A 1,053-nucleotide genomic window follows, 5' to 3' on the forward strand; every position below is an offset into this window, starting at 1 on the left:
GAGCCCCGCCCCCTCACCCGCCGCCGGCGGATGCCCCCTGCGGCAGCATCGGGTTCTCCAGCCCGGCCGCGATGGCGCGCAGGTCCTTCAGCAGCGCCTCCCGGAACTCGTCGTCGAGCCGCGCCTTGAGCACGGTGACGCTGATCGCGAAGGGCGACGAGTCCGTGCGGAATCCCTTGACGGGCACGGCCAGGCAGAGCACACCCGCCGTGGCCTCCTCGTCGTCGACCGCGTAACCCCGCTCACGGGCCGCCGCCAGGTCCTCCAGCAGTGCGGGCACCGAGGTGATGGACCGCTCACTGAGCGCGGGCAGGGTCCGGCCGCGCAGCCGGTCCTCGGCCACCGCCGGATCCAGTGTCGACAGGATCGCCTTGCCGGTCGCCGTGCAGTTCGCGGGGAACCGGTCGCCGATGTTGGCCGTGAGCCGCAGCGGCTGAGTGCCGTCGTACCTCGCCAGGTAGAGCACGTCCAGGCCGTCGAGGACGGCGACCCGGGCCGTCTCCCGGGAGATGTGCGCACTGCGCCGGCACAACTCGTAGAAGTCGCGCAACTGGTCCACCGTGGACAGATAACGGCCACCCAGTTCCACGAGCTTGCGCCCGAGAGTGAAACCTGTTCCGTTGCGCGTGATCATGCCTGCCGCCTCCAGGGAGGCGCACAGGTTCCCCGTCGAGGACTTCGGCAGGCCCAGGGCCCGCGCGATCTCACTGACCGACAGCGGGCGGCCCTCCGCCTCACCGAGCGCGTCAAGGATCGCCACGGCCCGCGTCACCGCCGGGACAAGACTTCCCGGGTCGCTTGCGCTCACCGTCAACTCCACCCATCATTCTGTTCGTCGTTCAGCATGTTGTTATTGTCTCTCGTGTGTCCCCGAACGACAATGCCGTCGGCGCACGCTTTGCCGTCGAGTTTCACCGGGATTCCCGACCGAGTCCCACCGAGAATCCCGACCGTAGCGCGCCGTCCGGGCCTGCCGACGCCACCCTGCGAGCTTTGGAGCGCTGAGCAGCACATGACCAGCAGCCCGTCCGATTCCCCGCCGCCCCCTTCCCC

Annotated in this window: 1 protein-coding gene; it reads right to left on the bottom strand. The window is 69.7% G+C overall.

All coding sequences use genetic code 11. The features are described 5' to 3' along the window. Nucleotides 1–13: 13 nt before the first annotated feature. Entirely contained in the window at nucleotides 14–808 is a 795-nt protein-coding gene (locus tag FNH04_RS46235) for an IclR family transcriptional regulator (RefSeq protein ID WP_322725794.1), read from the bottom strand. Nucleotides 809–1,053: the final 245 nt, after the last annotated feature.

This window comes from Streptomyces phyllanthi, from assembly GCF_009377205.1.
GTDB classification, from domain to species: Bacteria; Actinomycetota; Actinomycetes; order Streptomycetales; family Streptomycetaceae; genus Streptomyces; species Streptomyces phyllanthi.